This is a genomic window from Pseudoalteromonas luteoviolacea NCIMB 1942, from assembly GCF_001625595.1.
Lineage (GTDB): Bacteria > Pseudomonadota > Gammaproteobacteria > Enterobacterales > Alteromonadaceae > Pseudoalteromonas > Pseudoalteromonas luteoviolacea_A.
This window is the reverse complement of sequence record NZ_AUXT01000134.1, coordinates 23,201-49,504: the sequence shown is the minus strand read 5'-3', so window position 1 is coordinate 49,504 and position 26,304 is coordinate 23,201. Positions and strand designations below refer to the sequence as shown.

The 26,304-nt window shown below is 42.5% G+C and carries 25 protein-coding genes and 1 tRNA gene; 7 read left to right on the top strand and 19 right to left on the bottom strand.

The window, feature by feature from the left end; translation table 11 throughout:
• Positions 1 to 191: 191 nt before the first annotated feature.
• From N482_RS07250 to N482_RS07175, 16 genes are all read right to left on the bottom strand, one after another.
• Positions 192 to 521, bottom strand: a complete 330-nt coding sequence (locus N482_RS07250; protein WP_063370915.1) for a Na+/H+ antiporter subunit G — start codon at positions 519 to 521, stop codon at positions 192 to 194.
• 6 nt (positions 522 to 527) lie between these two features.
• Positions 528 to 797 (bottom strand): K+/H+ antiporter subunit F, encoded by a 270-nt coding sequence (locus tag N482_RS07245; RefSeq protein WP_063370914.1) that lies wholly within the window; start codon positions 795 to 797, stop codon positions 528 to 530.
• Positions 791 to 1,327 carry a Na+/H+ antiporter subunit E gene (locus N482_RS07240; RefSeq protein ID WP_063376400.1) on the bottom strand — a complete coding sequence of 179 codons (537 nt, stop codon included), beginning with the start codon at positions 1,325 to 1,327 and terminating at the stop codon, positions 791 to 793. Before N482_RS07240 ends, N482_RS07245 begins: the two co-directional genes overlap by 7 nt.
• Positions 1,328 to 2,839 (bottom strand): monovalent cation/H+ antiporter subunit D, encoded by a 1,512-nt coding sequence (locus N482_RS07235; RefSeq protein ID WP_063376399.1) that lies wholly within the window; start codon positions 2,837 to 2,839, stop codon positions 1,328 to 1,330.
• Complete coding sequence (locus N482_RS07230; RefSeq protein WP_063376398.1) at positions 2,836 to 3,207, bottom strand: Na+/H+ antiporter subunit C; 372 nt, start codon at positions 3,205 to 3,207, stop codon at positions 2,836 to 2,838. Before N482_RS07230 ends, N482_RS07235 begins: the two co-directional genes overlap by 4 nt.
• Entirely contained in the window at positions 3,207 to 5,999 is a 2,793-nt protein-coding gene (locus N482_RS07225) for a monovalent cation/H+ antiporter subunit A (RefSeq protein WP_063376397.1), read from the bottom strand. The genes N482_RS07230 and N482_RS07225 overlap by 1 nt, the downstream gene beginning before the upstream one ends.
• 224 nt (positions 6,000 to 6,223) lie before the next feature.
• The gene (locus N482_RS07220; protein WP_063376396.1) at positions 6,224 to 7,411 is read right to left on the bottom strand and encodes a hypothetical protein; all 1,188 of its coding nucleotides are present in this window, start codon (positions 7,409 to 7,411) and stop codon (positions 6,224 to 6,226) included.
• A gap of 4 nt (positions 7,412 to 7,415) precedes the next feature.
• On the bottom strand, positions 7,416 to 8,297 hold the full coding sequence (gene nlpI, locus N482_RS07215) for a lipoprotein NlpI (protein WP_081227815.1): 882 nt from the start codon (positions 8,295 to 8,297) through the stop codon (positions 7,416 to 7,418).
• Between the two features lie 107 nt (positions 8,298 to 8,404).
• Positions 8,405 to 10,534, bottom strand: a complete 2,130-nt coding sequence (pnp, locus tag N482_RS07210) for a polyribonucleotide nucleotidyltransferase (RefSeq protein WP_063376394.1) — start codon at positions 10,532 to 10,534, stop codon at positions 8,405 to 8,407.
• Between the two features lie 245 nt (positions 10,535 to 10,779).
• Entirely contained in the window at positions 10,780 to 11,049 is a 270-nt protein-coding gene (rpsO, locus tag N482_RS07205; protein WP_063355435.1) for a 30S ribosomal protein S15, read from the bottom strand.
• 103 nt (positions 11,050 to 11,152) lie between these two features.
• Positions 11,153 to 12,088 (bottom strand): tRNA pseudouridine(55) synthase TruB, encoded by a 936-nt coding sequence (truB, locus tag N482_RS07200; protein ID WP_063376393.1) that lies wholly within the window; start codon positions 12,086 to 12,088, stop codon positions 11,153 to 11,155.
• Entirely contained in the window at positions 12,088 to 12,492 is a 405-nt protein-coding gene (gene rbfA, locus N482_RS07195) for a 30S ribosome-binding factor RbfA (RefSeq protein WP_063376392.1), read from the bottom strand. Before rbfA ends, truB begins: the two co-directional genes overlap by 1 nt.
• 106 nt (positions 12,493 to 12,598) lie before the next feature.
• A complete protein-coding gene (gene infB, locus N482_RS07190) occupies positions 12,599 to 15,277 on the bottom strand; it encodes a translation initiation factor IF-2 (protein WP_063376391.1) in 2,679 nt (892 codons plus the stop codon).
• A 26-nt stretch (positions 15,278 to 15,303) separates the two neighbouring features.
• Positions 15,304 to 16,803: a transcription termination factor NusA gene (nusA, locus tag N482_RS07185; RefSeq protein ID WP_063376390.1), complete on the bottom strand. Its 1,500-nt coding sequence runs from the start codon at positions 16,801 to 16,803 to the stop codon at positions 15,304 to 15,306.
• Between the two features lie 39 nt (positions 16,804 to 16,842).
• Positions 16,843 to 17,298: a ribosome maturation factor RimP gene (gene rimP / locus N482_RS07180; protein ID WP_063370902.1), complete on the bottom strand. Its 456-nt coding sequence runs from the start codon at positions 17,296 to 17,298 to the stop codon at positions 16,843 to 16,845.
• Between the two features lie 259 nt (positions 17,299 to 17,557).
• Positions 17,558 to 17,634, bottom strand: a tRNA-Met gene (locus N482_RS07175).
• A 203-nt stretch (positions 17,635 to 17,837) separates the two neighbouring features.
• Here N482_RS07175 and N482_RS07170 point away from each other — a divergent pair.
• The 3 genes from N482_RS07170 to N482_RS07160 all read left to right on the top strand — a co-directional run bounded on the left by N482_RS07170 (position 17,838) and on the right by N482_RS07160 (position 19,917).
• Positions 17,838 to 18,623 (top strand): delta-class carbonic anhydrase, encoded by a 786-nt coding sequence (locus N482_RS07170; protein ID WP_063376389.1) that lies wholly within the window; start codon positions 17,838 to 17,840, stop codon positions 18,621 to 18,623.
• Between the two features lie 248 nt (positions 18,624 to 18,871).
• On the top strand, positions 18,872 to 19,345 hold the full coding sequence (locus tag N482_RS07165) for a globin (protein WP_063376388.1): 474 nt from the start codon (positions 18,872 to 18,874) through the stop codon (positions 19,343 to 19,345).
• A gap of 65 nt (positions 19,346 to 19,410) precedes the next feature.
• Positions 19,411 to 19,917, top strand: a complete 507-nt coding sequence (locus N482_RS07160) for a hypothetical protein (protein ID WP_063376387.1) — start codon at positions 19,411 to 19,413, stop codon at positions 19,915 to 19,917.
• A gap of 63 nt (positions 19,918 to 19,980) precedes the next feature.
• Here N482_RS07160 and N482_RS07155 read toward each other — a convergent pair whose 3' ends face one another.
• Both N482_RS07155 and N482_RS07150 read right to left on the bottom strand, forming a co-directional pair.
• Positions 19,981 to 20,373, bottom strand: a complete 393-nt coding sequence (locus N482_RS07155) for a DUF3019 domain-containing protein (protein ID WP_063376386.1) — start codon at positions 20,371 to 20,373, stop codon at positions 19,981 to 19,983.
• Entirely contained in the window at positions 20,363 to 21,181 is an 819-nt protein-coding gene (locus N482_RS07150) for a MipA/OmpV family protein (RefSeq protein WP_063376385.1), read from the bottom strand. Before N482_RS07150 ends, N482_RS07155 begins: the two co-directional genes overlap by 11 nt.
• Positions 21,182 to 21,365: 184 nt before the next feature.
• Between N482_RS07150 and N482_RS07145 the strand changes: the two genes are divergently transcribed.
• Genes N482_RS07145 through N482_RS07135 form a run of 3 tightly spaced genes read left to right on the top strand, consistent with a single transcriptional unit; the run spans position 21,366 to position 24,117 of the window.
• The gene (locus tag N482_RS07145; protein WP_063376384.1) at positions 21,366 to 22,376 is read left to right on the top strand and encodes a hypothetical protein; all 1,011 of its coding nucleotides are present in this window, start codon (positions 21,366 to 21,368) and stop codon (positions 22,374 to 22,376) included.
• Positions 22,376 to 23,569 (top strand): peptidylprolyl isomerase, encoded by a 1,194-nt coding sequence (locus N482_RS07140; protein ID WP_063376383.1) that lies wholly within the window; start codon positions 22,376 to 22,378, stop codon positions 23,567 to 23,569. The genes N482_RS07145 and N482_RS07140 overlap by 1 nt, the downstream gene beginning before the upstream one ends.
• Positions 23,566 to 24,117, top strand: coding sequence for a hypothetical protein (locus tag N482_RS07135; RefSeq protein WP_063376382.1), 552 nt, complete (start codon positions 23,566 to 23,568; stop codon positions 24,115 to 24,117). The genes N482_RS07140 and N482_RS07135 overlap by 4 nt, the downstream gene beginning before the upstream one ends.
• A 41-nt stretch (positions 24,118 to 24,158) precedes the next feature.
• Here the strand turns inward: N482_RS07135 and dapE are convergent, their stop codons facing one another.
• Positions 24,159 to 25,331 carry a succinyl-diaminopimelate desuccinylase gene (gene dapE / locus N482_RS07130; protein WP_063376381.1) on the bottom strand — a complete coding sequence of 391 codons (1,173 nt, stop codon included), beginning with the start codon at positions 25,329 to 25,331 and terminating at the stop codon, positions 24,159 to 24,161.
• Between the two features lie 289 nt (positions 25,332 to 25,620).
• Between dapE and N482_RS07125 the strand changes: the two genes are divergently transcribed.
• Positions 25,621 to 26,271, top strand: a complete 651-nt coding sequence (locus tag N482_RS07125) for an OmpW/AlkL family protein (RefSeq protein WP_081227813.1) — start codon at positions 25,621 to 25,623, stop codon at positions 26,269 to 26,271.
• Positions 26,272 to 26,304: the final 33 nt, after the last annotated feature.

Genomic DNA, 26,304 nt, shown 5'->3' with positions numbered 1-26,304 from the left:
GTAGTTAGCTAGACGCTTACGTTTAACTGCACTTAGAGGGGGACTTAACAGTACTCTTTAAAGAAAAACGCCCTAGGCCAAATAGACCTAGGGTCGTTAAGATGAATAAAAGCCGTTACCCTGTTAATCGTAATGCTCCTCCTCTAAAGTGAACAGCATTACGACTGATAGTCGAACTTTTTATTTGATGCTTAATCTTCTTCTATATTCTCTTTACCGGTGGTTTTCTCTGAAGAGTCTATCCGGTGATGAATTGCTGACTTGATCAGCATATATCCGCTAATCGGGGCAGTGATAAGTAAGAATAAAGAAATTAAAATCTCTTTTAGCGTAAACCCATCACCATATTGACTAAAGTACGCCATTGCAGCAAACAGCAAGCAGGCCATACCAAGTGTGGTTGCCTTTGTCGGGCCATGTAGGCGCATGAAAAAGTCAGGCATTTTAACCAAACCAATAGAGCCAACCAAAACAAGTGCTCCACCCATCAAAAGCAAAATTGAAATTAAAATATCCATCATTTGCCCTTACTCGATAATATCGCCACGAAGCAAATATTTACACACTGCAACTGTACTTACAAAGCCCAGTAACGCTATCAATAGTGCTGCTTCAAAATACAAAGATGTTCCCATACTCATACCGTACAAAATGATAAGCGCAATTGTGTTGATATACATTGTATCCAACGCCAATATTCTGTCAGGTACAGACGGGCCCACAACTAAACGCCATAAGTTTAGCAACAAAGCTAACCCAATCATGGCAAAAACAATCAAGATGATCGTATCTAACATTCAAAGATCTCCTTCAAAGGCGCTTCATAACGTGATTTGATGGTCGCTATCAATGATTCTTCATCATCCAAGTCTAAAACATGGATTAACAAAAACTTCTGACATGCTTCCTCTTCATCTTCAATCGTTTCTGGCCATGGATAAACTTCTGCACTTACGGTACCCGGCGTCAAAGAAACTGTACTCGCCAAAATTGTAATCGGCATGGCTTCTTGTAAATCCAACGGTACTTTTACGAACCCCGGCTTTAATTTTTTTGTCGGGCCAAGTATTTTTATGGCTACTTCAATATTCGCTGTCAAAATATCATATAGCACCAACATTAAATGCCTTAAGGCACGAAATGGTCTCACAACCAGAGGCTGCTTGGTTCTAAACGGGTGCGTAATTAATGGGATCACAATAGCCAAAATTACCCCTAGAATAACATGCCCAAGGGCAACGGTGTTATTCAGTAGCAGCCATACTAGAAATAGTAAAAGGCTTCTAAATGGAGTCGGTAGCCATTTATACCTAGCTTCTAATCTCATTTACTTGCCTCCTAATATATGTTGAATAAGGCCGTAAAAGTTATGTAATTCAACTGCGGCAAATTGAGCATAGTCAGACATTGGGCCCGCGAAAATGACCATCAAAGGCGATGCCGCTACAAGTAGTAGTACAGCAACAACCTGTACGGGGTGTGCCTTTTCTTCCGTATTAGCTTCCCCTTTACCTGTATGGTGCCAAAACACCGTACTGCCCGCTTTTGATACTGACACCAATACCGCTAAGCTGGCAATCAAATAAATTGGCCAAAACCAGTGTCCGTGTGCAGACTCTAATGTAGATTTAAGAATCCAAACCTTACCAACAAAACCTGATAAAGGCGGCATACCAATAACCGTTACCGCTGCAAATATAAACGCTCCACCTAAAAACAGTGGCTGAGCAACGGGTCTACCTGCTGTGATCCTATCTGCAACTTTACCCCTTTGTCTGCTAACTAAGTCCGCAATTAAAAACAACGCCGCGGAAACCAGCGTAGAATGTACAAGATAGTAAATAGCCGCTGCGCTGCTATCTATCGTTTGTGCTGCCACCAGAGCAACCAATGTACCCACAGACACAACCACTAAATTAGCAACCATCTTTCTCAAGTCTTGACTCGCTAATACACCAATAGCCCCCATTACAATAGTCGCTATCGCCAACCACCAAAGCCAATGTTGCGCCATATGGCTTAATTCGCCAGCTTGCTCTCCAAAGATCAATGTGTAAACACGCATCATCGAGTACACACCAACTTTAGTCATGATTGCAAACAGTGCCGCAACGACAGGCATGGCCGTCGAGTATGTATTTGGCAGCCATAAATGAAGTGGTAGTAATGCGCCTTTTAATGCAAATACGACAAGGAGCAGTAGACCACCTATTTTGGCGAGATAAACATCATCACCCTGCAACTCCATGACTTTAGTGGCCATATCGGCCATGTTAAGTGTGCCTAAGGTACCGTATAAAATACCCAAAGCTATCAGAAATACTGATGAACCGACGAGGTTCAAAATCACGTACTGTAGTGCTGCACGAGTATTGCGTTTGTCTCCACCGTGCATAAGCAGTGAATATGATGCAATTAACAGCACTTCGAAGAAAACAAACAGATTAAATGCATCACCTGTTAAGAATGCACCATTGACACCCAAAATTAGGAAATGAAGGAGTGGATGAAAGAAGCTTCCTAATTCATCATCACCTGCGCAGCTATACAAGGCACACACTAAGCCCAAAAATGAAGTCAATGAAACCAATAAAGTTGATAGTGGATCTGCAACTAAAACAATACCAAACGGCGCTGACCAATCACCAATTGCATAGACTTGTGTACCATGTGTTTTAACATATGCCAGCAAACTGACCGATGCAATCGTACTAACAAGCCCCATAAGCACAGAAACGTAACGTCTTATCTTAAGGTTTTTCCCACACGGCGGCATCAACATCAGAATTGCCGCCAGCATTGGCAATAAGACAGGTAAAGATGTTAAATGTTGACTCATGCTTTACCCTGCTCCTTAGCTTGTCGAGAAACTGCCTTAGGCTTATCCGGTACTGTGCCATTTACATGGTCATTACCCAGATCAGCACGACCACGAATTGCCAGTATTACAACAAAAGCTGTCATAGCAAATCCAATTACAATTGCCGTTAAAACCAGCGCTTGGGGAAGAGGATCTGCGTAGTTTTCGCTATACCCCAATACAGCTGCTTGGTTCATCGACAGCCTTCCTGATGCAAATAAAAACAAATTCACTGCATAGGACAACATTGTTAAACCAAGCACGACAGGAAAGGTCCTAGCGCGCAAAATCATAAACACGCCACAGGCCACAAGTAGGCCTACGCATGAAGAATACAAAAGCTCCATTAAATGTTCACCTCTTCTTTTGGTGTATTCGCAGTGACCTTACCTAAACTTGCTAAGATCATCAGAGTCGCGCCAACGACGGTAATGTACACACCTAAATCAAATACTAAGGCACTGGCGAGTTCAATTTCTCCAATCAAAGGAATATCAAAATAATCAAACCACGTTGTTAGGAATGGTCGGCCAAATGCCCAACTGCCAAGTCCAGACAACAGGGCAATGGCAATGCCCGAAGCAATTATCTTTCTGTAATTCAAAGTGAAACGTTCTGCAATCCAATTGGAGCCGTGCGCTATGTACTGCAAAATAAATGCAATAGCTGTGACTAAACCAGCAATAAAGCCCCCTCCTGGTAAGTTGTGTCCACGCAAGAAAATATAGAAAGACACAAGCAATGCAAGTGGTAACAGGCTTTGTGAGATAGACGCTAGCAATAATGGGTAACGCTCTTTAGCCCACGGTCTTCCTTCAGAATCACTTCCTGGCATAAATAACGGCAGATGGATAATTAACTTATAAATACCCAAAGCAGCGATACCTAACACTACGATTTCACCCAGCGTATCAAAACCACGGAAATCGACTAGGATCACATTAACAACATTGGTGCCGCCACCACCTGTTTTCGCATTAGCAACAAAGAAATCAGATATAGACGTCAATGGGCGTGTGATAAGCGCGTAACAAATACTACCCACAATGACACCGATTGCTGACGCAATGCCCAAGTCTCTTAACGTTCTAATTGAGCTTGATTCCTTGGGCGTTTTTTGTGGCAAGAAGAACAGAGCCAACATTAGTAGAATAATAGTAACAACTTCTACCGTGAGCTGAGTTAACGCGAGATCTGGTGCAGAGAAACGCGTAAACGCAACAGATACCATTAGGCCAACTACAGAAATCATCAGTAGTGCAACCATACGAGTACGATGCCAAATTACAGTACCAATAGCACCAATCATTAACAGACCCGCTCCAATCCCATTGTGAATATCAACCGGAGTTAACTGGTTTTGACCAACTAACTGACTCATTTCAAACAATGGCCAACCTGCGCTTAGTAATACCACTAACAGCATAAGCATCAGATAACGCTGAAGAGAACCGTTTTCAATGGCACTGATTTTATTTTGGCTCCATGTCACGACTGAGTGCATGGTTTTTTCAAAACCTTTTTTCGCGTTAATAGGTGGTAAAGACGCTTGGAATTGGAATAAGTATCTACGCTGAGTATAGATTAACAAACCACCACAAACTGCTATAGCACTCATCAATAATGGTAAGTTGAGGCCGTGCCAAATTGCGATATAAAACTCTGGTGGTTCAGTTCCCAATACGGAACCCGAGGCGAGCTGTAAAATACCGTCTACAACAAAATTTGGGAACATACCGACGATCAGGCACAACGCTACGAGTATCTCAATTGGCACACGCATATAACGCGGAGCTTCATGAGGCTCTTTAGGTAAATCAACGGGGTCACCGTTAAAGAATACGTCGTGAATAAAGCGAGCTGAATATGCAACAGAGAATGCACCTGCAATCGTCGCGAGAATTGGAATTAGCCATGACATTGAACCGAGTAATTGTTGATGCAAGGTCTCTGCAAAGAACATCTCTTTCGACAAGAAGCCGTTTAACAGTGGTACACCTGCCATCGATGCCGCTGCAACCATCGCTAATGTCGCGGTGTAAGGCATAAATCGCCACATGCCATTGAGTTTACGCATGTCTCGAGTACCCGTTTCATGATCAATGATACCCGTTGCCATAAATAAAGATGCTTTAAACGTTGCATGGTTGATAATATGGAAAATGGCAGCCACTGTAGCCAACTCAGTGTCAAGACCAAACAATAAGGTGATTAAACCAAGGTGACTGATAGTTGAGAAAGCTAAGAGCCCTTTTAAGTCATGCTTAAATAACGCAATGTAAGCACCGACTAACAAAGTCACAAGGCCCGTCAAGCTGACTAAGATAAACCAGATTTCAGTACCTGCTAACGCTGGGTAGAATCGCGCCAATAAGAAGATACCAGCTTTAACCATAGTCGCCGAGTGCAGATACGCACTGACTGGAGTTGGTGCGGCCATTGCGTGGGGCAACCAGAAATGAAATGGAAATTGAGCTGACTTAGTAAATGCGCCAAGTAGAACCAATACCAACGCAACTTCATACAGGCTATGAGATTGAATGAGTTCACGGCTGGCAAGAATAATATCTAAATCATAACTGCCAACAATGTGGCCGAGTAATAATAGCCCTGCTAGCAATGCCAAGCCACCACCACCGGTGATAGCCAGCGCCATTTTAGCCCCTTTACGAGCTTCAGATTTATGCCACCAATAGCTGATCAACAAAAACGAGCTGATGCTGGTTAATTCCCAAAATACCCATAATTGAATCACATTGTTGGACATAACAATACCCAACATTGCAGTCATAAATAACATCAGGTATGCGTACAGCTTGGGCATTGAATCATTTTCACTTAGGTAATAACGAGCATAAATAATAACTAATATACCAATACCTAAAATCATAAAAACAAATAAGAGTGCCAATCCATCCAAACGGAAAGACACATCCAGATCGAGTATCGGTACCCAATCTAAAGTAGCGCGGATCGCTTCCCCAGCAAATACTGCGGGAGCTAAATTGATGGCCAATAAAAGGGCCACAGTGGGTGCAATCAAGGTGATTGCAGTCGACTGATTGCGAGATAGCTTACCTGTAAATGAAGAGAGTAAACTGCCTAACAAGGATATCAAGGGTATCCAAAGCAAAGTCATAAAGAAGCCTTATATCTTCGATGCCGTTCATCACTATTAAACGCACGTTATGATTAAGTTATGGCGATCGTGTTCTGTTTATTTTTTACGTGCATTTTTATCACACATAACGTTTACCAGTTATACTTTATTAGTGTTTGACTTGTCTAGGGTTTCACATACTGGCTGTTGAAATTCTAGACAAAATTAACAAACAATTCAGACTCCATTCATAAATTGAGCGCTCATTTAACTAAAGCTAGATCTCTATTGACAAGTTTGTGGTAATAAACTTGATAATCACTTGGCTCCAATAAACTATGCTCTAATGCCTTTAACCATAAACCTAAATATTGGTTTGACAAGTCAATTGCGTGATATTCCATCTTAGACTGTACTTTACTCGGTTTGTATGATGTCAGCTTACCATGTAAGCAGGTTTTACTAACGTACCAGTTTTTTGGCGGATGCTCTCCAACGTATAGATTTGGCGCCTTTAACCCAGAGGAGGCACACAACCACTTCGCTTTATTGATTGGTACAGGGTATTCATCTTCAAAATGAGTAAAGTGCATCAGCTCATGTACGAATAACTCTAGTCCGTTGTTATGATTCAAAGCCATAACACCATGTCGTACATTAGCGAATCCCGATAGCTCTGACATAACGACCAAATGGCGCGCCTGCGCAAGCGCTGTAGTATCTAATACGTTTGCCAAGCTACATTGAATAAACTGCCCAGATCCTCCCTGACAGTGTAATAGGTCTCCAACATAAACTGGTTTACTGAGACAATATGGTAGTCGCTTACCCAATTCGCTCTGTTCATATGCTCGCTTCAGTTCATCAAGTTTTAGGGTACTCTCTAATGTATCACTCAATAGTAAAATGTGATGGGCGCACTGCTGAGGGTTCTCTTTAAGCATACTTAATGTGGTGATGCCAAGTTGAAACAGTGCATCCTGATTTAGTCCATCGACACCTTTACCCTGCGCAAGCTGGCTCATAGTATAATATGGCTCTATTTTAGGCTGAGCTTTAAATATCTCAGCCATGGCGTGATAGCGTTTTTGCTGCTGAAGTAACGCGAGCAACCTAATCTGCATTGACTCATCGACACCCCGCCAGAACCTCTCAAAGAGCAGCCTAGCTTGTCTATGCTTTCGTTGTTCGGTTAACCGTATAGCCCACTCAAACGAAAAGTGCGAGAAGCCCTGCTTGCGAAGCTGTTGTACTTGTTTGTCCGACATACGGTGGGAGCGTTTTGAAAGTTCAAGGTAGATTGGTGAAGAGATATTCAGGTTTTGACTAGTGTGCGCAATCAGTATCTCAACCTGAGCATCATTTAAATTTTTAAAATTTTGCGTGTAATGGCTGCTGCTAGGAACAGCCACAATTATAAAAACGAAGAATAATGCACACCGATGCAACATAGCACTAGTTTGATGCGTTGGCCAGTTGTTCTTCCCTGATTAACCTTAGCTCCAAACGCGCATACTTGTGCTCAACAAATTCAAAGACATTTGTTGCTAACGTCAACCTAAAAAATTCAGCTGCTTTCAAGTTGTTGCCAGTTGCTCTGTACCGTTTAGCAATATAGAAATAGGCTTCGCATAAACGCTCTGCATACTCTTTTTGAGATTTAACGCCAGTTGATACTTGTGCCAAAAATTTCGCTTCACTTATTTCGTTTAAATACAGCTTCACCAGTTGTGTAGACCAAATCTCATGGCTCAATGCGGTACTATTTTTCTGCAAAGATACTTTTGCCGCTTCAGGGTCAACTGCATGCTCTCCTATATACAGCCACATAACGCGATAAGCGTCATCAGGGGCATTTGCAAGAAAGCGCTTAAAGTCATCCACAGCAAGCTCTGGGCGGCTTCCATAATATAGTGCAATACCACGATTCAAATATGCATAATCATAACTGTCGTCCAGCTCGAGTACTGAGTCAAAACGTTCGTACGCCTCTCCATATTCTTGCCTCAAAGTATGATGTATTCCTAGAAAGTTATAAACTTCTGCCATGTCTGGCTGCAATTTAAGCGCACGATTAAAATCTATTTGAGCTAATTGAGACTGGCCAAGGCTATCGTACAGCTTACCGCGAATATGGTATAGCTCCGCTCGCTGTGAACGAGTCAATTCTGGGCTATTTAAAAGCTCACTGTATCGTGCAATCTCAATTTGTGTACGAGGATTTGCCTGTAATGGCTCTGTGAAAGGAATTGGCAGTACCGATTGTGTTACCTGTTGCTGTGTACTCTGACAGCCCATTAAGCTTAGTCCTAGCAAAGGTATTAGTAAAAATCTCAAGATATGTCCCTCATTGGGCTAGAAAGTACGTGTCTAGAGCCATTAAAGCATAAAAAAAGGGGCCATTCAGCCCCTTTTAACGAAACATATTGTTTCTTTACAAATTATTACTCACCTTTAGGTGCTTGCTCAGCAACTGGCTCAGAAGGCTCTAGCGCTTCTTTGATGCTCAGGCGAACACGACCTTGGCGGTCAACTTCAAGCACTTTAACTTTTACTTCTTGACCAACTTTAAGATGGTCAGAAACATTGTTAACGCGCTCTTTGCTGATTTGAGAAATGTGAACTAGGCCATCTTTACCTGGAAGTACATTCACAAATGCACCAAAGTCTACGATACGGTTAACTTTACCGCTGTAGATTGTGCCAACTTCTAGTTCAGCTGTAAGTGCTTCAATACGTGAAATCGCGTCTTGTGCGCTGTTACCGTTAGTTGCAGCAATCTTGACTGTACCGTCATCTTCGATTTCGATAGTTGTGTCAGTTTCTTCAGTTAGCTGACGGATTGTTGCACCACCTTTACCGATTACGTCTGCAATCTTCTTCGGTGGAATTTTCATTGTGTAGATGCGTGGCGCAAATTCAGATAGCTCTTGTGAAGGCGCTGCAATTGCTTGGTCCATTACAGTAAGAATGTGCATACGTGCAGCTTTAGCTTGGCGAAGTGCAATCTGCATGATTTCTTTAGTGATACCTTCAATCTTGATATCCATTTGAAGTGCAGTTACACCAGCGCTACTACCCGCAACTTTAAAGTCCATGTCACCTAGGTGATCTTCGTCACCAAGAATGTCTGAAAGAACAACAAAATCCTCACCTTCTTTAACTAGACCCATTGCAATACCCGCAACAGATGCTTTAACAGGTACACCTGCATCCATTAGTGCCAGTGAAGTACCACATACAGACGCCATTGAAGATGAACCGTTTGATTCTGTAATTTCAGATACAACACGTACTGAGTAAGGGAATTCTTCTAGGCTAGGCATAACAGCTTTAACACCACGCTTAGCTAGGTTACCGTGGCCTACTTCACGACGCTTTGGTGAGCCGATGAAGCCCGTTTCACCTACACAGAACGGAGGGAAGTTGTAGTGAAGCATGAAGTGATGTTTGTGAGTACCAACTAGGTCATCCATCATCTGTGCGTCGCGCTCAGTACCTAAAGTTGCAGTAACTAGTGCCTGAGTTTCACCACGTGTGAAGATTGCTGAACCATGAGTACGTGGCAGTACACCCGTCATCACGTCTAGTGCACGAACCATGTCTGGTTCACGGCCATCGATACGCTTTTCGCCCGAGATGATGCGACCACGAACAATTTTCTTCTCTAGAGAGCTGAAAAGTTTACCAACTTCTTGTTCATCTAACTCTTCGCCTTCAGTAAGCTCTGCTGTTAGCTTCTCTACAACTTCAGCTTTTGCTTCAGAAAGAGAGTCTTTACGCGCTACTTTGTCAGTAATACGGTATGCATCACCAACTTTCTGCTCTGCAATTGCAGCAACTTTGTCAGCTAGTACAACATTCTTCTCAGGAGCAGTCCACTCCCAATTAGGTTTGCCAGCTTCTGCTTTGAATTCTTCAATCGCTTTAATGATTGCTTGAGACTGGTCATGACCATATACAACAGCGCCTAACATTTCTTCTTCAGTTAGGATTTCAGCTTCTGACTCAACCATCAGTACCGCATTTTCAGTACCTGCAACAACTAGGTCTAGTTTACTTTCAGTTAGCTCTTTTAATGTTGGGTTAAGTACGTATTGACCATCAATGTAACCAACGCGTGCAGCACCGATTGGACCATTGAATGGAACACCAGAAATAGCTAGTGCCGCAGAAGTACCGATCAAAGCAACCATATCAGGTTGGATTTCAGGGTCTACAGAAACAACCGTCGCGATAACCTGAACTTCGTTTACGAAGCCATCTGGGAACAAAGGACGAATTGGGCGGTCGATTAGACGTGCTGTTAACGTTTCTGAATCTGAAGGACGGCCTTCACGCTTTAAGAAACCACCTGGAATACGGCCTGCTGCGTACATTTTTTCTTGGTAGTTAACTGTAAGCGGGAAGAAATCTTGACCCGGAGTAGCTTCACGCTTACCAACAACAGTTACTAGTACTGATGTATCACCGATGCTTGCTAAAACAGCACCGTCAGCTTGACGAGCGATAGCACCTGTTTCCAATGTTACGGTCTGTTGACCAAGTTGGAACTCTTTAATTATTGCTTGCACAAAAATATTCCTTAATAAATATATTAAAACGCCAACAACAACCAATTACAGTCTTAAATAGAACAACCAAAAAAGCGTTGGTACTCATATAGATCTACTTAAGTACTACAATTGGCAGAAGTATCGGCGTTTGCCTAGCACAATGCTAGAACGAGAGTAAGTATACTGCTAGTACACGCACAAAAAAAGGGGCGAATTCGCCCCTTTTTTATTGTCGGATAAAAATCCAACAATTCATCAAATTCTTAGCGACGTAGGCCAAGCTCTTTGATCAACGCAGCGTAACGCTCAACGTTTTTACCCTTAAGGTAGTCAAGAAGTTTACGGCGTTGGCTAACTTTACGTAGTAGACCGCGACGAGAGTGGAAATCGTGCTTGTGGTCAGCAAAGTGGCCTTGTAGTTTGTTGATATCAGCAGTAAGTAGTGCAACTTGTACTTCAGGTGAACCAGTGTCGCCTTCTACACGTGCAAATTTAGCTACGATTTCTGCTTTTTCTTTGTTACTTAGTGACATAATAAACTCCAAATTACATAAATTTAATACTTCAGCCGATCACTAATTCAGCCAAAGCGACAAAGCGGCGGCATTGTATCAGTATTTAAGGCTGCTGACAAAACTATTGTGCACTCGATAACGCTCGCTTGGCTTTTAGATGTCCGTGCTTGTTGCGCTCACCTATGCCAATGAATATATCTTCAGCCATCACTTTGATTACACCCTCAGGTACTTCGCCGACCACAACCGTCTGACCATGGCTAAATGCAATGCCCTGTTCTTGGGTCAAGGTAATCGTTGGTAAATCAACAAGGGCTGTGTCCATTGGTAGTAGCAGTTCATCAATATAAACTGATGGCTCTAGCTCTTCATCTTTAGCTTGCTGTAACTTTGCTTCCAATTGTTCGATGGTTACCATCTTGTCTGATGGGTAGTGCCCCACCTCACTACGATGAAGCATTATTACGTGCGCACCACAACCAAGCTTTTCACCTAAATCATCAACAATCGTCCTTATATAGGTACCTTTTGACACATGAACTGTCATCTGAATTTGTTGTGACTCAACATCATACTCATCGAGTGTAATACTATACACATTGATCTTTCTGCATTTACGAGGCACTTCAATGCCTTCGCGGGCATACTTATACAAAGGTTGACCTTGGTATTTCAGTGCTGAGTACATAGATGGATACTGATCCGATTCACCGTGGAAAGCTTCAACGGCTTGCTCTAGCTGAGATTGAGTAATCTCTACAGAGCGAGTTTCCACAATCTCACCATCAGAATCAGATGTCGTTGTTCTCTCGCCGAGTTGAGCTCGAACAACATAGGTTTTATCGGTATCTAACAAGAATTGAGTAAACTTGGTGGCCTCACCAAAGCATATCGGTAGCATACCAGTGGCCAGCGGATCTAATGCTCCTGTATGGCCAGCTTTTTGAGCAAAGTAAATACCTTTAGCTTGTTGCAAAGCTTTATTAGAGGAAATACCTTGAGGCTTGTGTAATAGCACAATGCCATCCACAGGACGGCCTTTACTACGACGCGCCATTACTCGTCACCATCCTCTACTGAATTTGCGTCATCACCGCGCTTTTCTTTGTCAGTACGGATCACTTCATCAACTAAGTTTGAAATGCGCATACCTTCCATCAGTGAGTTATCAAGTACAAACTTTAACTCAGGCATAATACGCGCGCGAATACGTTTACCCAGCAATGAACGGATATAACCCGTTGCATCATTCATAATTGCTAGATTCTTCTTAGTATCATCGTCGCTTTTACTATTTAATACAGTTACAAATATTTTTGCGTATGATAAATCACGAGATACTTCAACTGCAGACACAGTCACCATACCTAGCCTTGGATCTTTAATTTCACGTTGCAAAATAACCGCAATTTCTTTTTGAATTTGCTGTGCAACACGATCCGTACGAGAAAATTCTCTCATTGTCACCACTTATATAAACTATTGATTTTTATGTTATAAAAATCCAAAAAACACAAACACAAATGGGGGCTAACGCCCCCATTTCAAGGTTTAAACCCAGTTAAAACTACAGTGAACGCTGTACTTCAACAGTTTCAAATACCTCTATCTGATCGCCAACTTTAACGTCATTGTAGTTCTTAACACCGATACCACATTCCATACCGTTACGAACTTCTTGAACGTCATCTTTAAAGCGACGAAGTGACTCAAGTTCACCTTCATAGATAACAACGTTTTCGCGAAGTACACGGATAGGTGCGCTACGTTTAACGATACCTTCAGTAACCATACAACCGGCTACTGCACCAATCTTAGGCGACTTGAACACGTCACGAACTTCGGCAAGACCAATAATCTCTTGCTTGAATTCTGGTGCAAGCATACCTGCCATTGCTTGTTTAACTTCTTCAATCAAGTCATAGATTACGCTGTAGTAACGAAGATCTAAGTTTTCAGCTTCAATAACTTTACGCGCTGATGCATCCGCACGAACGTTGAAACCTACGATGATTGCATTTGAAGCTGCAGCTAGTGTTGCATCCGTTTCAGTGATACCACCAACACCGCTACCCACGATCTTAACTTTAACTTCGTCGGTAGATAGTTTAGTCAGTGAGTCAGAAATCGCTTCAATTGAACCTTGTACGTCCGCTTTAAGAACAACATTAACCTCAGAGATATCACCTTCAGTCATGTTTGTGAACATGTTCTCAAGTTTCGCTTTCTGCTGGCGCGCAAGCTTCACTTCACGGAATTTACCTTGACGGTATAGTGCAACTTCACGTGCTTTACGCTCGTCTTTAACGACAGTTGCTTCATCACCAGCAGCAGGCACACCAGAAAGACCTAAGATCTCTACTGGAATAGACGGGCCAGCTTCTGTGATTTCTTTACCGTTTTCGTCTCTCATTGCACGTACACGACCGTACTCTAAACCACAAAGTACAATGTTACCTTGCTCTAGCGTACCAGCTTGTACAAGTACTGTAGCAACTGGACCACGACCTTTATCTAGACGCGATTCAATAACAACACCTTGAGCCATGCCTTTTTCTGGTGCAGTAAGCTCTAGTAGCTCAGCTTGCATCAAGATTGCTTCAAGTAGGTCATCGATACCTAGGCCTGTTTTCGCAGAGATATGAACAAACTGCGTATCACCGCCCCACTCTTCTGGAATAACATCCAGTTGAGCAAGCTCGTTTTTAACGCGATCAGGGTCGATACCCTCTTTATCCATTTTGTTAACTGCGATAATAAGCGGTACTTCAGCAGCTTTTGCGTGTTGTACAGCTTCTTTAGTCTGAGGCATCACACCATCATCTGCTGCAACAACAAGTACTACGATATCTGTCGCTTTCGCACCACGAGCACGCATCGATGTGAACGCCGCGTGTCCTGGAGTATCAAGGAAAGTGATCATATTACCGTCAGTTTCAACGTGGTATGCACCAATGTGCTGTGTAATACCACCAGCTTCACCGTCAGCAACTTTTGCTTTACGAATATAGTCAAGTGTTGACGTTTTACCATGGTCAACGTGACCCATTACCGTAACAACCGGAGCACGAGGACCTACACTTTCAGTATCACCGCGATCACTAAGTACTTTTTCTTCAAGCTCATTTTCTTTAACAATGATAACCTTGTGACCCATTTCCTCTGCTACATATTGTGCAGTTTCCTGGTCAATAACTTGGTTGATAGTTACCATTTCGCCAAGCTTCATCAGGGTTTTAACAACTTCAGCACCTTTCACAGCCATGCGCGATGCAAGCTCTGATACGGTAATTGTTTCACTGATACGCACTTCTTGCTTAACTTCTGCTGCTGGTTTTTGGAAACCGTGCTGAAGTGATGTAGGTGCTTTTAGCCTGCCTTTTCTACCACGTGACTGCTGAGTGCTGGCCTCTTTAGCTTGTGGCTTTTTCTTCTTCTTGCGACGTGCACTCTTTTCTTCACGTGCATCAGACTCGTCTTCAGCTTCACGTGCAAATGTAGAAGTTGTCATATGATGGTCAGCTGAAGCTTCGCGACGTTTACGCTCTTCTTCTTCTGCTTTCCAACGTGCTTCATTTTCTTCTGCTAGACGGCGAGCTTCTTCAGCTTGACGATTGGCTTCTTCCTCAGCTTTCTTTAAGGCTGCTGCTTCTGCTTCTGTACGAAGACGTTCTGCTTCGATTTTCTCTTGCTCTTGTTGGGCGCTATCCACTTCTATACTCTGCTGTTCTTTCGCTTGACGTTCTGCTTCTGCTTTACGTTTGGCTTCTTCTTTAGCTTTGCGCTCAGCTTCCTCTTTGGCTTTTCGCTCTGCCTCCTGTTGGGCGTTGCGTTCAGCTTCTTCTTTCGCTTTTTGCTCAGCTTCTTGTTGAGCTTTCAATTCTGCTTCTTTGCGCGCAGCTTCCTCTGCAGCTAAGCGTTCTTGCTCTTTTTGCTGCTCGATTGCGCTCTTTTTAACGTAAGTGCGCTTTTTACGTACTTCTACCTGAACCGATTTAGCTTTACCAGTCGAACCAGTAACACTTAGGGTACTCTTGCTTTTACGCTGAAGAGTCATACGTTCAGGGCCATCAGAACCTGTGCCGCCATGTTGCTTGCTCAAAAAGTCAAGCAACTGGGCTTTTTCAGATTCACTGACCTGATCGCCTTTGGCTTTGGAGATCCCTGCATCTGTTAACTGCTGCAGTAATTTATCAACAGTTGTACCAATGTTCTCGGCTAGTTTCTCTATGCTCACGTCTGCCATATTATGCGTTACCTCCCGTTAATAAACTACTCTTCACTAAACCAGCAAATGTTACGAGCAGCCATAATAAAATCGCCTGCTTGCTGTTCAGATAATTCAGTGATCTCAACTAATTCGTCGATACCTTGCTCTGCTAAATCTTCTAGGGTGATTACGCCTTTGCTCGCCATCACAAACGCTAAGTGACGGTCAAGACCTTCAAGGTCTAGCAAGTCTTGTGCAGGCTCAGCACCTTCTAAAGACTCTTCGTCACGTAACGCTTTAGTTGTCAATGCATCTTTAGCACGCTTACGCAGCTCTTCAACAGTTTCCTCATCCAGACCTTGAATTTCTAAGAATTCAGCAACTGGTACATAAGCGACTTCTTCAAGCGTAGAGAAACCTTCATTGATCAGGAACTGAGCAAAGTCGTCATCAATATCCAAGTTATCGGTAAACAAACTGATAAGCTTGTCTGACTCTTCAGCGTTTTTACGCTCCATGTCTTCAACCGTCATCACGTTAAGCTCCCAGCCAGTCAATTGGCTTGCTAGACGAACATTTTGACCGTTACGACCGATAGCTTGTGCTAAATTGTCTGCTTCTACCGCAATTTCCATTGTGCGAGAATCTTCATCCATCACAATTGATGCAACCTCTGCAGGTGCCATTGCATTGATAACGAACTGTGCAGGGTTGTCGTCATATAATACTATATCAACGCGCTCTCCGCCTAGTTCCGTAGAAACTGCTTGCACACGTGCACCACGCATACCAACACACGCACCTACTGGGTCGATACGCTTGTCATTAGATTTAACCGCAATTTTCGCGCGAGAACCTGGGTCACGAGCTGCCCCTTTAAGCTCAATCATCTCTTCACCAATCTCTGGTACCTCGATTCTGAATAGCTCCATTAGCATCTCAGGCTTAGAACGTGTCACAAATAACTGCGCACCGCGTGCCTCTGGTTTAACTTCGTATAGTAAACCACGAACACGGTCGCCAGGTCTGAAGCTCTCGCGTGGTAACATATCTTCACGGTAGATAACCGCTTCAGCATTGTTACCAAGGTCGATGACTACTGTGTCGCGCGATGCTTTCTTTACTACACCGGTAACCAATTCACCTTGTTGATCTTTGTACGCATCCACAACAAGCGCACGCTCAGCTTCACGTACCTTTTGCACGATAACTTGCTTCGCCATTTGCGTTGTAATACGGTCAAACTGAATTGATTCAATTTGCTCTTCTACATAATCACCAAGTTGTAAATCAGGTTCTTCTACCTGAGCTGCCTCAATCGTGATTTCAGAATATGGGTTTTCAAGTGAACCATCTTCTAAAGTTTCAGCAACCTGCCAACGACGGAAAGTATCATATTCACCCGTTTTTCTATCAATAGAAACACGAACTTCGATTTCACCATCATGCTTTTTCTTTGTTGCAGTCGCCAGTGCGAACTCTAACGCTTCAAAAATTTTCTCTCTTGGGACTGCTTTTTCATTGGATACAGCTTCTGCAACCAACAAGATCTCTTTTGCCATAGGTTTTGCCTCGCTTGCCCTGGTCCTTCGCACTCAATCTTAAAATTTGGCGATGATATTAGCTCGTTCGATATTGCCAAGCATAATAAGATGCTCTTGCCCATCAACCGTTAGCGTAATCATATCGCCATTAACTGCTACTAGATCACCTTTAAAATTACGGCGACCATCTTGTGGAAGCTTCGTACGCAAACGTACCTCTTCACCTTGCGCTTCCTCATAATGAGCTTGTTTGAATAATGGTCTATCAACACCTGGTGAAGACACTTCTAAGTTGTATTCATTTGTAATGGGATCTTCTACATCCAAAATAGCACTCACCTGACGGCTGACTTCCGCGCAATCATCAACATTAATGCCATTTTCGTGTTCAATATAAACTCTAAGTGTAGAATGACGTCCAGCTTGTACAAACTCTAGACCACGTAGCTCATAGCCACAGGCTTCAACAGCCGGCTCTAGCATCGCAGTTAAATCTTGCTCGAGTTTTGACACAAATTACCTCCATACAAACAAAAAAAGGGCTTATAGCCCCATAAATTCAGCTGTTCGCTCTTGGGCCCAAATTGCTATTATCTAGCACCAGACACAACAACGCCCCGAACCAAGCGGGGCGTCACACCAAAAACAAACTGTGTGGCCAAAGGCCGAGCTTGGTTGCGGGCTGTATCAGCCTAAATTAAGCTTGCGCTTAAACGCAAAACGCGCATTACGAAGAATGCGCGACCTTTAGAAATTCAGCGATTTCTTACATTGGTTGCGGGAGCCGGATTTGAACCGACGACCTTCGGGTTATGAGCCCGACGAGCTACCAGGCTGCTCCATCCCGCGTCCATATGCAGTGCTACACTGCTCAATTGGCGAGTATTATAGAGATTGTTCCATTAATACGCAACCACAAACTAGATAAATTCAAAACCATGAACAACTTCACCTACCAGGCAAAAAGGCTTTAACAATCATTAACATTGAGCCTTTGTACCTATAGATAATCCATATATACTTCACTTTTATTACAATCAGGAGAAGTTTATATGAAAAACAGAACAGCTCAGCTTACCTTAGCAGCGTTATCATCACTCTTAATTAGCAGCACCGTTGCCGCTAATTCTTGCGCAAGTGCAGGCCCTCAAACCCCACGTGATATTGATAACCTACATGGCGAAAATAAACGTATTTTCAGCATAGCGCCACCCTCTGAGCAAATGAACCTTTGCAATATCCACTTCCACAAAAATGCTGAGCATAAAGCCAAAGACTTTTCGGTATTTGCCGGTGATGGGAAGTATGGTGGCTATCAGTGTAATGCAACCGCAGACTTAACCCCAGCAGAGTTGCGCGCACCAAAGGGCAAAGTGTGTAAGAACGTGAAGCCTGGTGACACCATTGAAGTTCATTGGGTGCACAGCTCTTGTGATGTAAAACCAGGCAAGGGACTTGGTTCATGCTTAAATGACCAATGCGCTAACCCAGATTTGCGCGTAGAAACTCAAGTGTTTCTTGTCGTCAACGATGAAGATGCACTGGACTTTAATGACTTATCGTACGATGGCAACATTACCAATGGCTACCATCAACCGAAACATATACCTGACAATACCGGTAAACCAGTTGAATTCTTAGGCTCCACTACGGGCCCAAGCTACAACGACAAGCAGTGCTCGCCATTACAAGTGACATGGAGCGTTCGCCCGGCTTGTGCAAAGGTTGATATCAACAGTTTGGCAAAGTGGTGTGAAGGCAACGCGTTTGAAGAAGATCATGCGCATGGGGTAAGACAGCTTGTGACAGATCCTAAGCTGCTATCTCCAATGAACTAATTTACCGCTTTGTGTAGAAGTGTATTCTATACACTTCTACATTTCTTTGTTGTTTTGTTTGCAATAGCAAAAAGTTCCAGCCTATACTCAAAATTAGGGCCTATTTTAAAACTGAAGAATACAGCCCCTACGAGAACAATTTCCCAAGTTTTTTACGTTTTGTTAGTTGTACCTATTATTTTAATTATGACGAAACAAATTTGATCTAAACTTGAGCACGGATCCGCTCTAATCGTATTGGAGCGATTATGAGTATTTCACCTTATCAATATCAATTACTTAACCAGACTTTTTCTACCATAAAGCCTAATTTCCACTGCTTTTGTGTCAGTTTCAATCACCGTTTGAACATGCACCCAATGTCAATGCATATCCCCTCTGCCGAACACCAAATTCTAGCTATCGAATATCAATTAAGGGCTTTTATTCAACAAAGCTTACTGCGAATTGCAAACCAAAAGGAATTATGCCGATATATTGTTGAGAATATAGGGTCAATCAAGGCGCTTAGGCCCTCTGTATGTGATATAAAAATACTATGCAACTGCTTTTTAGACACACTTAAAGTGCATTTGGGCAAGCAATATACGTTAGCCGTGCGAAATGCTTGGAAACGCGCCTTACACATTGTCGCTAATGTGATGAAATCGGAGCTATTTGGCATTACTAGTGTCGTTTACCTTGAGCACTTTAGACTGAAAAGGCAATTACACCATTCCTAATCAAGGTGACATTCCAAAAGGGAAGCATTACACTGGCCCTAAATTAGGTTATTTAAGGTGAGTTTATGAAACGTATCGTTATTTTAATGGGTCTGAGCGCAGTATTCGCGACTGGATGTGATGTATTTGAAGACTCCAAAGCCCAAATTGAAGCACAGTACCTGTCAGAAAACCAAGAGTTACAAGCTGTGGTCAAGCAAATTCGTGAACAAGGCTTAGAAGCGATGAGTCAAAGCGCTCAAGCAGGTTCGTTAGCTGGCTGTGTCGTGGGGAAACTAGATGGTGACCCAATGGGTGCTCTGGTTGAGGTTGAAGGTGCGTTACAAGACAGTGCCAGTGTTGCCGATTTAGCCAACTCAATTGCGAGTTTAGGCGACCAAGAGATTAGTTTAGAAACTATACCTGAGTTACTAAAAGCGGGTGCAGAGACGGTTACTTATTTGAAGACACTACTAGAAGCTTACGACCTTGCTGAATTACAAAATCAATTTGGCACTTTACTAGAACAAGGTCAAACAAAAACAGAAGACATCGGTACACATTTACGCGGCTTAATTGAGCAATGTAATTAATTGCCAAATCAAAATGCTCAGGCTGCCAATTGGTGCTGAGCATTCGTGACCAACAAGCATGGGTTAGAACAGCCTCCAGCGACGCTTTTTAGCACGTACTTTGTGCACCCAGTTTACTTCTATCGTAGTTACCGCCAGTGTGTCACTCTGAGCTTTTGAAATAAGCTCATAACTAACGCTTTTTGCGGAACCAAAATTCAATGTATATTCAAAGTTTGCTGTGTTTGCCCAACACTGGATAATTCGCTTCGACTCACTCTCTCTAAGGCAATAATCACCTGCTTGCGGTGCTGAGATTTCAAAAATCACATCAGCATAACAGGTACGTCCTTGGTTAAGAGCAACACATTTACTGGGTGTCGCGTTTAGTATTCCTTTACGCTGTTCTTTTGCTGATAAGCTAAATGATATCAACACGAAGAACATTAAAATTACCTGAGTGAGTCTAAAATACATATTTCACTCCAGTAAAGATGACACGTGCATAGTTAGACTCAATCAATGGGCTACTTTTAACTCCACCTGATCCGACCAATACAGACACGCCTGCACTGTATACCCAATCTTGTGCAATTGGATAGTTTAATTGAGTTTGCACAAATGCTGTTGCACCGTCTCCTGCGGTGAAGCCATACAAATAGTCGTTCACTTCTGACTGGTCAACACCATAAAAGTAGTCATTAAAGTTTTGAGAATAATAATTAGCACCAAAGTTAAGCCATAGGTCCCAGTTTCTTAATTCAAAGTTGCGCGTCGCTTCCATATGAAAAACCCAACCATTGGACTCCCCAAAAACATCGTAAACAAGCTCAACAACAGCTAAATACTCACCAACGTTTTGGTAATATGCGAAACCGATAGACTGGTCGACCTTACGCTTTTTAATGCCCTCTAATTCCTTTACTTTATCATCATTGGAATAGTAACCATTTTCCGAAAATGGGATCTGATAGTTACCAAAAATGACATCGAGCCCCCAATCTTCTCGTTGAACCAATTGATAGCCCAAATCGGACCCACCAAAAAAATCCCCGGAGTGTGTATTGAGGTAAAAGTTCTTATACTGAAGTTTTGCATCTATTAATGGAGCAAGAGAAGAAAACTCATGCTTAGCACCTATCAGCTTGGGCAGTTTAGTATTTACATAAAACGCCCCCAAGCTCAATTGCCACTCAAATTCGTCTTCATCATACCAGGGTTCAGCATGAACCCTCCCCGTGATGGCTAAACACGCAGCAAAGATTACATATACTATTATTTTCATTGTTTATTATCTTTTTTACGCAGCTCTTGTGCCTATATTAAGTCCCAGATCATACCTGAGCACTTCTCATCCAACAAGAAAACATTTTCAATTCAAAAATTAACACTTTTTAAATCACTTTGTCACAAATAAATTTTTAAATGCGTCTTCTCACAATCGAGTAAACATTCAAATCGAGGAAACGATGAAAAAACTCCTTTTTCTTTCTGCGCTTATGGTAAGCACTGGGAATGCGCATGCATTTAGTCAAGAAACGCATAAACGCATCGTTATTGACGCTGTTAATTATATGGCACAAAACCCAAATACAACAGAGTTTAATAAGTTACAAAGTTTTGCACAGTCAAAAGGAATGACAGTGACACAGCTAGGCGAGTTAATGGGCCAGGCCGCCTTCGATGTTGACGACTTTGAAGACACTTTTTTCTGCGGTGCAATCACTGGGGATTGTGTACAAGCTCCGGTCTGGGGCGTAGCAAAAAGTATCGTAAAATATACAAGCTACTGGCACTTCCAAAACCATACCCAAGGTGCAGACCAACATGGTAACGACTTTGGCGGCTACAACTACGACAAACTTACCGTATGGGGAACAATTGACAATATGGCTGCTACTTGGCTTAAGGGAGACTACCTAGATGACGGCCCTGGTGGAGAGACCGGTTGGTTTAATGCCGATGACAGTGAATATAATACCTACGGCGTTACAGAGAAAAACTATCGTATTGATAGCCACTCAAACTACAACATGTATGACGATTTTGAAGAAATGCCATTCCAGCCAATTGATAACTTAGGGCAATACTGGTACCAAAGCTACTTGCAAACGGGTAACCCACAGGTACTAGGATTTGTATTTCATACCACAGACTTACTGCAACCTCACCATACTTGGACGACCTCAGACCTCAATCATGCTGATTGGGAATCATGGGTAAAAGATTACTATGATAGAGAAAACCTTAATGATATGCACTTAGTAGCTCAAGCTATGCAAAACTTTTCTCCTATCAATGCCAGAGAGTCTGATATTCGCCCTTTGCTGACTCAAGGTGGAGCATTTTCATATGCACAAGGTGGGATCGTACTTAATTCAAAAGACCATCATGACAGATTAAATACCGCTAAGTTGGTTATTCCAAATGCTATTGCGATGGTGGTGAATTTACTTAATCACGCTATGGTAGCTCGCTAATGCGCAGTTTTCTCTACCTTATGGCAGGCTTTTTTAGCCTGCCTTGTTTCGCTGCCTTGACCCACATAACGAAAACTGAATTAGACTTGATGCATTCCCTTTATCAAGCGCAGGATAGGGATATCTCAAAGCAGGCGCTCTATAAACGACTTTTAGAAAACCAGTTCCTGATTGCGCAAGCAGATATACGCTCTTTACCTTTAATAGCAAGACATTCTGATGTCGGATTTAGCAATGACTACCATGTGAGACGGTATTTGCAGGCCATGTTGATACATCAAAATCCAAAACTCGTTGAGCAACTGAACAAAGCGGCTTCTTTAAACTGGACCTCAGATCGGCTAATTTCTATCTTGGCTAGATACCCAGATTCCGGTAAATACAGCGAAAAGCAATTACAGAGTTGGTACGACGTAGAGCTGGTAAAATCACCTCGACTAACACTCGGAGACGTAATCAACGATCAGTCGATGCAGGGACGCTTTGCACTGCACAGTGGTGATATCGCACAGCTGCAAACTGCCGTTAATGAGCATGTTCAGTTTCACAATCTAAAAACTCGCGCAAATAAAACGCTTGCCAAACATAGTCTAACTCTAGAAAGACTCAAACTATTAGCACTTGGTGAACTGCTGCGACCGCCTATGCAGACCTATTTAGGCATAAAAGATGAAATGCATGGAGAGCGCAGCGACTATGTTGAAGCAATTAAAGCGTCACTCTCTACCGAAGAAGTAAATCAGTTTTACAAACATAACAAAAAGGATTTTAAGTACCTTGATAACTTATTTGCTACGGCTGTCATTTTTTCAGATCAAAAGCATGCACACACAGTGTTTGAAGAGGTAAAGCGTACATCAATTTCCTCAGCAATGAAGCGACATCGTCTAACTAATCAATTTGCTATGCCTGATAAGACACAAGAGCTTGTCAAAATAACAAGGCAGCATACGCTAACTTGGCTTGCACAATTCGCCTTTAGTAGTCAACTTGGTCAAGTTTCAAGGCCTATTCGTATGCCTAATGGATTGTGGGCCATCGTTTATACTAAACAGCCGACTTTTAAGTTTCATGCTCCTGATAGTGAGACCGTGTACTATAGAGCTTCGCTGTCTTTGACTAGGGAAAAAGCAATAAGTGCTTATGAAAAGTTATTTGCTGATTGGCAAAAAAGTAACGGTATCATGCTATGAATCAGGTGAAATTCGTATTTTGCTTAATATTGTTTAGCTGCATTATCACTTTGGTATGGTGGTTGGCTAACGCCACCATCAAACCGCTGGAAAGTGAACCTTTACAAAATTCAGACTCTGCAAAACCTGAAAGCACTCAACTGTTCACACCCGCTGCTACAAACGAAATATCCATACAACAAAAGCGTCTTCCCACACTCAATACCAAGCTTGCCGTTGCATCGCAGCCCTCCACCAAATTAACATCACAAGAGAATATGTATATTCCGCCTATAACACATGCTGCTAAGGCAGGTTCTGCGCCGAGATATCGTGGCGATCTGAGTGATCATGAGAATTATAACGACTTTTTACTTGAGCAAGAGCAAACAATAAAAAAAGACTATATTGCTGCCGTTGATAAAAAGGTTGAGCGGCTATCCCAACTACTCCAAAAAGGAGTTAATGTAGGTCTTCCTCAGTCGCAGCTAACCGAAGCGAGGGAAAAAATTGCAGCACTAAAAGAAATGAAAGCGCATTTAGAAAAAGAGCTAAAAGCACAACGGTAGCATTTAATTTGGTGTGCTTTAGGCTCGCACACCAATCTCTATTATTTAGTCTCAAAAAAATCTTGCAGAATACGTAAGTAGATCGACTCTATTATGTCCAAATCCGCAATTGAGACATGCTCATTTACTTGGTGAATAGATTCGTTCTTAACGCCACATTCGACGACCTGTGTATCATCATTTGCAAAGAAGCGTCCATCTGAAGTACCACCAGCGGTACTTAAAGCAGGAAAATGACCTATCTCCTTAGATATTGCATGTTCAACAAGCGAAAGAAAACAGTTGTCGTCTTTTTTACCTGTATAAAAAGATTCACAAGGCCGCTCCCATTGTAACTGGGCAGCAAATTTTGCTTGTTGAGTCAAAGACTCAACTATTTCGCATACTTCCTGACTTTTATATGCATGGCTGTAGCGAATATTAAATGTCACTTCACAGCTCGCAGGTACTAGGTTATCAACAATATTGGGTACTGTAATGCCAGTTACTTGAAGCGTAGTTTGAGATCCGGGGACATCTTTCAGCCAGTTAAGAGTGGTAAGCTTTGTTACTAACTCTCCGGCAATATGCGCTGCATTTATAGCTTTTTCAGGGTATGCAACATGCCCAGCTTTACCATAAATTGTTAAACGTCCTGAAATAGCGCCCCTGCGACCATTTTTGATGGTGTCGCCTACGGTTTTGTTTGACGTTGGTTCACCAACTAAACAAGCATCTAATCTTACGCCTTTACTTTGTAAATACTGAGCAATTTCTAAAGAGCCATATTCAGCCTCACCTTCTTCATCGGATGTAATGAGCCAGTAAAAGGTGCCTGCACACGGGTTCGCTGCCACACAAAAATGCCGAGTCGCATTCAACATCGCTGCTATCGATCCTTTCATATCAGCAGCACCGCGACCATACATTACCCCATCGATAACCTGACCAGAAAATGGATCCACAAGCCAGCCTTCTGGCTGTGCCGGCACCACATCAACATGACCTGAATAAGCAAGCGTTGGACCATCACCAAAATGCCGTTTTGCAATGAGGTTTTTTACACCATTACACACGAATTGCTCCACCGAAAAGCCCTGCTTTTTAAGTTGAGATTCAAGAAAACTTAGGGTACCCGCATCATGTGGCGTAATCGAACGAGCTTGTATCAAATACCTTAATACATCGACAGTCGATGAATAAGATCCTGTAGAAGTTTGCAGTGGGTGAGACATCACGATTTGCCATTCAACCTATTTTAGTCCATTAAACGACTTAAAAATGTCCGGTATATGTCTAGTTGATGGCAATTTTATTACTCAAATAGATTTTATGTGGTGCTTTAGCAGATGTACGCACTTAGACATTACTTGCAAAAATGTGAAAACTTAATCTAAATCAAACTTTCAGATATTTCTGAAACCTGACAAAGTAAAGTTGATCTAGAACAGTTTTTCAATTTCTTCTTCCCCTTAATATGGGCACATCAAAAAGATTTACCTTGCATAGGTTCAGGAGATGAAAATGAATAAATTAACAGCTGCATTACTTTCAACCCTGCTAGTAACTGCGCCACTTGCACAAGCTCAATTTAGCGTTAACGTTGGTGCGATTCACGTTAACCCAGCCGATAGCGCATCTGCTATTAAAGAAAATACAGCACTCGGACTGTCGGCAGACTCAGACACACAGCTTGGTATTACTTTCGACTACCAATTCAATGACAACATTGTGTTCGAACTTGTAGCCGCAACCCCTTTTTCTCACACCGTTGAAGGGCAAGGTGGATTGGCTGGTAACGATATAGCTAAGATTAAACATTTACCACCAACACTGCTCGCTCAGTACCACTTTTTCGACGCAAGTGCTAAATTCCGTCCTTTTATCGGCGCAGGTTTAAACTACACAGTATTCTTTGATGAAGAAGCAAGTGCAGCGTTAAAGCAAACTTTACAAACCGATGATGTGAAAGTAGATTTAGACAACTCATTTGGATTAGCACTACAAGTGGGCTTTAACTACGAGATTAATGACAAATGGGGTTTGCATGTCATGGTATCTAAAATGGACATAGATACTGATGCGACAGTCTATGCAAATGGCGTTCAAGCACTGACTTCAGATGTAGAAATAGACCCGTTTGTTGCAATGATTGGTGCAAAATACAAGTTCTAAGTACGGTAGCTGCCCGCAAGGGCAGCAAATTTA

Bases quoted from the DNA above. Each gene is read 5' to 3' on its own strand.
- rpsO (WP_063355435.1), bottom strand. From the start codon at position 11,049: ATGTCACTAAGTAACAAAGAAAAAGCAGAAATCGTAGCTAAATTTGCA.
- N482_RS07140 (WP_063376383.1), top strand. From the start codon at position 22,376: ATGCGCAGTTTTCTCTACCTTATGGCAGGCTTTTTTAGCCTGCCTTGT.
- N482_RS07145 (WP_063376384.1), top strand. From the start codon at position 21,366: ATGAAAAAACTCCTTTTTCTTTCTGCGCTTATGGTAAGCACTGGGAAT.
- N482_RS07240 (WP_063376400.1), bottom strand. From the start codon at position 1,327: ATGAGATTAGAAGCTAGGTATAAATGGCTACCGACTCCATTTAGAAGC.
- N482_RS07170 (WP_063376389.1), top strand. From the start codon at position 17,838: ATGAAAAACAGAACAGCTCAGCTTACCTTAGCAGCGTTATCATCACTC.
- N482_RS07225 (WP_063376397.1), bottom strand. From the start codon at position 5,999: ATGACTTTGCTTTGGATACCCTTGATATCCTTGTTAGGCAGTTTACTC.
- N482_RS07230 (WP_063376398.1), bottom strand. From the start codon at position 3,207: ATGGAGCTTTTGTATTCTTCATGCGTAGGCCTACTTGTGGCCTGTGGC.
- N482_RS07250 (WP_063370915.1), bottom strand. From the start codon at position 521: ATGATGGATATTTTAATTTCAATTTTGCTTTTGATGGGTGGAGCACTT.
- nusA (WP_063376390.1), bottom strand. From the start codon at position 16,803: ATGGCAAAAGAGATCTTGTTGGTTGCAGAAGCTGTATCCAATGAAAAA.
- N482_RS07125 (WP_081227813.1), top strand. From the start codon at position 25,621: ATGAATAAATTAACAGCTGCATTACTTTCAACCCTGCTAGTAACTGCG.
- infB (WP_063376391.1), bottom strand. From the start codon at position 15,277: ATGGCAGACGTGAGCATAGAGAAACTAGCCGAGAACATTGGTACAACT.
- rbfA (WP_063376392.1), bottom strand. From the start codon at position 12,492: ATGAGAGAATTTTCTCGTACGGATCGTGTTGCACAGCAAATTCAAAAA.
- N482_RS07165 (WP_063376388.1), top strand. From the start codon at position 18,872: ATGAGTATTTCACCTTATCAATATCAATTACTTAACCAGACTTTTTCT.
- N482_RS07135 (WP_063376382.1), top strand. From the start codon at position 23,566: ATGAATCAGGTGAAATTCGTATTTTGCTTAATATTGTTTAGCTGCATT.
- dapE (WP_063376381.1), bottom strand. From the start codon at position 25,331: ATGTCTCACCCACTGCAAACTTCTACAGGATCTTATTCATCGACTGTC.
- N482_RS07235 (WP_063376399.1), bottom strand. From the start codon at position 2,839: ATGAGTCAACATTTAACATCTTTACCTGTCTTATTGCCAATGCTGGCG.
- N482_RS07245 (WP_063370914.1), bottom strand. From the start codon at position 797: ATGTTAGATACGATCATCTTGATTGTTTTTGCCATGATTGGGTTAGCT.
- N482_RS07160 (WP_063376387.1), top strand. From the start codon at position 19,411: ATGAAACGTATCGTTATTTTAATGGGTCTGAGCGCAGTATTCGCGACT.
- N482_RS07220 (WP_063376396.1), bottom strand. From the start codon at position 7,411: ATGTTGCATCGGTGTGCATTATTCTTCGTTTTTATAATTGTGGCTGTT.
- N482_RS07155 (WP_063376386.1), bottom strand. From the start codon at position 20,373: ATGTATTTTAGACTCACTCAGGTAATTTTAATGTTCTTCGTGTTGATA.
- N482_RS07150 (WP_063376385.1), bottom strand. From the start codon at position 21,181: ATGAAAATAATAGTATATGTAATCTTTGCTGCGTGTTTAGCCATCACG.
- truB (WP_063376393.1), bottom strand. From the start codon at position 12,088: ATGGCGCGTCGTAGTAAAGGCCGTCCTGTGGATGGCATTGTGCTATTA.